Below are 4,760 nucleotides of genomic sequence, written 5' to 3'. Positions count from 1 at the left end.
TCTCGAGTGTAGTACCCGTTCGCCTTCGTAGGGTGCTCCCCGAGATAGATCTCCCTCTCCTCCCGCATGAGGTTCTCCAAAAGGTTCCGGACCATCACCTTGAGCTCCTCCGCAAACGCCTTCACGATCTCGTCACGTGTTTCCTTCTGCATGGTAGCTTTCCCTCCTTTCGAAAGCCTTTTCCAACGGGAAGGCTACCATGCTGCCCCGCGGACACACTTTCTGAGACACTACCCTACCATCCCCAAGGTGGAGACATCCTTTAGAATGGAGAGTCCCTCTTCATTGATTCGGTGAAGGCATTCCACGAAGAAGGTGTTGCGTTACTTCTTGTAAGAAGGGGGCGTTGAGGAGGGATACTCCATGAGGGTGCGCTAGCTGGTCCTTTAAACTCACTCCTGTGAGATGGTTTACCCCAAGGGACCACGCTCAGGAATACCTACAACTTCCCGAAGATTTCCCCTCACTCCCTCGCGTCAGCGAAGGGCGGAACGGTTACACTGAATCTTTCTACGATGATCCGTTGTCCTTGCGACCGTGAGGGACAAGAGGTGTGCATCGGGGTTCAGGGAGAGACGCCGAACCTGGAAGATGGGAACCGGAACGAAAACCCACCCCTCTTTTGTGGTATAATCCCCCGAGGTGATGACGTGTGGGACAAAAATTCTTCCAGGAACTTCGCGGGAGCGTGGAGGCCAGGTGGCGGGAGATTCTCAACCACTCCTTTCTCCGGGAACTTGCTCAGGGTACGCTGCCTCGGGAGAAGTTCTTCTACTACCTGAGCCAGGACGATGCCTACCTTGAGGACATGCTTGCCACAATTGGGGTACTCGTGGCAAAGGCTCCCGAGCAAGACCTCCGCCGCTTTGCGGTGCGGTTGCTTCACGAGACGGTGCAGGGGGAAATCGCCATGCACGAGATGCTCGAGAAAGAAGAAGGGTTCACCGTCTATCCCCCTTCCAAAGTAGCCCTGGGGTACGGGGATTTCCTTTTGCGGACGGCCTGGATGTACGGGCCCTTTGAGATTCTCGTTTCCCTTGCCCCCTGCTTTGCGAGTTACCGGGATATTGGGCTTTTGTACATGCAGGGAATCGGAGAGAGTACGCCTCCGCTTTACCGGGCCTTTTTTGCGACCTATGCAGGGGAGGCGTACGGGAAGCTTGTCGAGGGATTCCTCGTCTTCCTGGAGAGGGAGGCCGAGAGAGCTTCCGTCTCCGAGAAAGAGAGGGCGTACACCCTTTTTGCGAGGGCAACGGAGTACGAGTGGCTTTTCTGGGAGGAAAGTTACCGCTTCCTCCCTTCCTGAGTCAAGAAACGGAGGAGGATTCGAGGTGGCAAGAATCATCAAAAAGGAGGTTTTGACTCCTCAGATCAAGCTCATGGTTGTTGAGGCTCCCTGGGTGGCCCGGAAGGCAAAGCCCGGGCAGTTCGTCATCATTCGGGTGTGCGAAGAGGGCGAGCGCATCCCCCTCACCATTGCCGATTTTGATCCTGCCTTGGGGACGGTAACCATCATCTTCCAGGAAGTGGGGAAGACCACCATGATGCTTGGGGAACTCGAGGAAGGTGACGAGATTCTGGACTTTGTTGGTCCCCTGGGGCGGGAGATTGAGGAGAAATACTTCGGGCATGTGGTGTGCGTGGGTGGAGGCGTGGGCATTGCGCCCACCTACCCCAAGGCGAAGGCTTTGAAAGCCTGTGGGAACCGGGTGACGTCCATCATCGGGGCCCGGACGGCAAGCCTCCTCTTCTGGGAAGATAAGATGCGCGAGGTGAGCGACGTCCTCTACGTGACGACTGACGATGGGACCTACGGAGAGAAGGGGTTTGTAACTCATGTTCTTGAGCGGATTCTGCAAAGCGAAAAGGTCGATCTCGTCGTCGCCGTGGGCCCAGTCATGATGATGAAGATGGTGAGCCTCCTTGCCAAAGACCACGGAGTCCCGGTCCTTGTGAGCCTCAATCCCATCATGGTTGACGGGACAGGGATGTGCGGGTGCTGCCGGGTGACGGTTGACGGGCAGTGCCGGTTCACCTGTGTGGACGGTCCGGTGTTCGACGGATGGAAGGTGGACTTTGACGAGCTTCTGGCGCGGCAAAGAACGTACCTTGAGGAGGAGCGGAGAGCCCTCGATCTCTACCTTAGCAAGAAAGCGAAGGAGGAAGTTACCCATGGCCACTGATCGCCTCTTTGGCCGACCAAAGATGCCACAGCGTCCGGTATCAGAGCGAATTCGGGACTTCTTCGAGGTGCCCCTTGGGCTACCTGAGGACGTAGCCGTTGCGGAAGCCCGGCGATGCCTCCAGTGCAAGAAGCCTTCCTGCGTCAAGGGATGCCCGGTGGAAATCGACATCCCAGGATTCATCGGCCTTCTGGCGGAAGGGCGATTCGATGAAGCCATTGCCAAAATCAAGGAGAAGAACAGCCTTCCGGCAATCTGCGGGAGGGTCTGTCCCCAGGAGGACCAGTGCGAGAAGGAATGCGTCCTGGGGAAGAAAGGGCAGCCCATCGCCATAGGGTACTTGGAGCGGTTTTTGGCCGATTACGAGCGGGAGAAGGGAGTGCAGACTCCGCCCTCTCCCTCTCCCATTCCCAAAAAGGTTGCCGTCATCGGCTCTGGTCCTGCGGGGCTCACCTGTGCGGGGGAGCTCGCCAAGATGGGGTACCAGGTGACGATCTTTGAGGCCCTCCACGCCCCCGGAGGGGTGCTCATCTACGGCATTCCCGAGTTCCGCCTCCCCAAGGCCATCGTGCGCCAGGAAGTGGAGTACGTGAAGTCCTTAGGTGTGGAAATCCAGGTGAATGCCGTCGTTGGGAAAACCTTCACCCTTGAGGACTTGCGCGATGCAGGGTACGAGGCCTTCTTCATCGGGACAGGTGCGGGTCTTCCGTACTTTCTGAACATCCCGGGGGAGAACCTAAACGGCATTTACTCGGCGAACGAATTCCTCACCCGCTCAAACCTCATGAAGGCGTACCTCTTCCCCCGTTACGACACGCCCATCAAGGTCGGAAGGAGAGTAGCCGTCATCGGAGGAGGGAACGTGGCCATGGACGCGGCGCGAACGGCACTCCGCCTTGGGGCCGAAGAGGTGTGCCTTGTGTACCGGAGGACAAAAAAGGAGATGCCGGCCCGGATTGAAGAAATCGAGCGGGCAGAAGAAGAAGGAGTGAACTGCATCATCCTCACCACTCCGGTCCGCTTCATCGGCAACGAGAACGGCTGGGTGACGGGGATGGAGTGCATCCAGATGGAGCTTGGGGAACCCGATGAGTCGGGGAGACGCCGTCCGGTTCCGGTGCCGGGGTCGGAATTCGTCATCCCGGCAGATACGGTTGTGGTGGCCATCGGCCAGGGACCGAACCCGCTGCTCCTTGAGACCATAAAGGGCCTGGCGCTCAACAAGCGCGGGTACATCGTCGCTGATCCTGAGACGGGGGCAACGAACCTGCGGGGTGTCTTCGCCGGAGGGGACATCGTCACCGGGGCGGCAACGGTGATCTCAGCGATGGGGGCCGGAAAGCGAGCGGCCCGGGCTATCGACCGCTTCTTCAAGGACCCGGACAGTTTCCCCCAGTGGAGGTGAGCCCATGGAAACGGTGGATTTGCTCGTCATCGGAGGCGGACCGGCAGGGTACGCCGGGGCTCTGCGGGGTGCCCAGCGGGGCTTAAAGACCGTCCTTGTGGAGGCCCGGGACCTTGGGGGAACGTGCCTCAACCGGGGCTGCATCCCGACCAAGGCCCTCTTCAAGACCCAGGAGGTGGCGCACCTTGTAAGGCAAGCAGGAGAATTCGGTGTCCTTGGCGAGTACCGGGGGCTTGACTGGGAAAAGATTCTCGAGCGGAAAAAGAAAATTGTGCGCCAGCTCACCGGCGGGGTGCGCTTCCTTTTGGAGCGGGCAAAGGTTGAAATTGTCCAGGGGTTTGCCACTTTCTCAGGGGAGCGGGTGGTGGAGGTACGGAGAGACGGAAAAGTAATTCGGGAGTTCCAGCCCCGCTTTGTCCTCCTTGCCTCGGGGTCCCGCTCCGCTTCCCTTCCCGTTCCAGGGAGCGATCTCCCCGGCGTCATCGATAGCGAGAAAGCCTTAGACCTTCCGGAGCTCCCAAAAAGCATCGTCGTCATCGGGGGCGGCGTCATCGGCATGGAGATGGCGTGCATCTTCCAGGGATTTGGGGTGGAAGTGGAAGTCATCGAGATGATGCCCAAAATCCTTCCCCCGGTGGACCGGGAAGTGACAGACCTTCTCACCCGCCTTGTGGAACGGCGGGGGATGAAAATCCACGTGAACGCGAAAGTGGAGGAGATTCGGAAGAAAAACGGAAAACTCGAGGCGGCCTACGTAGAGAACGGTGCAAACCGTGTGGCCTCCGGGGAGTACGTCCTTGTTGCCGTGGGCCGCACGCCAGCTACCGAGAACCTGGGGCTTGAGGAAATCGGTGTAGAGATGAACGGGAAAGCAGTGGTGACGGATGCGACCCTGCGGACCTCTCTTCCCTGGATGTACGCCCCCGGGGACGTGAACGGGAAGTACCTCCTTGCCCACGTGGCGTACAAGGAAGCAGAAGTGGCAGTGCGGAATATCTGCGGGGAAAAGGTGACGATGGACTACCGGGTGGTGCCAAACTGCATCTTCAGCTTCCCCGAGATTGCCTCCGTGGGCCTCACCGAAGACGAGGCAAAGGCGCAAGGGTACGAGGTTCGCTGCGGCCGCTTCCCCTTCCGGGCCAACGGAAAAGCCCTGATTGAGGGGGAAATCG

Annotated in this window: 5 protein-coding genes; 4 read left to right on the top strand and 1 reads right to left on the bottom strand. The window is 58.9% G+C overall.

Translation table 11 applies throughout. The features are described from left to right. The coding region (locus H5U36_08960; GenBank protein ID MBC7218246.1) for a hypothetical protein at positions 1–152 on the bottom strand (152 nt) is incomplete at its 3' end. Positions 153–688: 536 nt separating this feature from the next. On the opposite strand from H5U36_08960, the gene H5U36_08955 reads away from it, so the two are divergent. The 4 genes from H5U36_08955 to lpdA all read left to right on the top strand — a co-directional run. Beyond that, positions 689–1,306 (top strand): hypothetical protein, encoded by a 618-nt coding sequence (locus H5U36_08955; GenBank protein MBC7218245.1) that lies wholly within the window; start codon positions 689–691, stop codon positions 1,304–1,306. A 25-nt stretch (positions 1,307–1,331) separates the two neighbouring features. Next, positions 1,332–2,183, top strand: a complete 852-nt coding sequence (locus tag H5U36_08950) for a sulfide/dihydroorotate dehydrogenase-like FAD/NAD-binding protein (protein MBC7218244.1) — start codon at positions 1,332–1,334, stop codon at positions 2,181–2,183. Then, positions 2,173–3,588, top strand: coding sequence for an NADPH-dependent glutamate synthase (gltA, locus tag H5U36_08945; protein MBC7218243.1), 1,416 nt, complete (start codon positions 2,173–2,175; stop codon positions 3,586–3,588). Before H5U36_08950 ends, gltA begins: the two co-directional genes overlap by 11 nt. 4 nt (positions 3,589–3,592) lie before the next feature. Beyond that, a partial coding sequence (gene lpdA / locus H5U36_08940) for a dihydrolipoyl dehydrogenase (protein ID MBC7218242.1) occupies positions 3,593–4,760 on the top strand: 1,168 nt, incomplete at its 3' end.

Source organism: Candidatus Caldatribacterium sp. (assembly GCA_014359405.1).
GTDB classification, from domain to species: Bacteria; Atribacterota; Atribacteria; order Atribacterales; family Caldatribacteriaceae; genus Caldatribacterium; species Caldatribacterium oleiphilum.
Note: the sequence above shows the minus strand (reverse complement) of the source record. Positions and strands in the feature narration are given on the sequence as shown.

What these genes read in the sequence shown, in the direction of transcription:
- gltA (MBC7218243.1), top strand. Translation starts at nt 2,173, where the DNA reads ATGGCCACTGATCGCCTCTTTGGCCGACCAAAGATGCCACAGCGTCCG.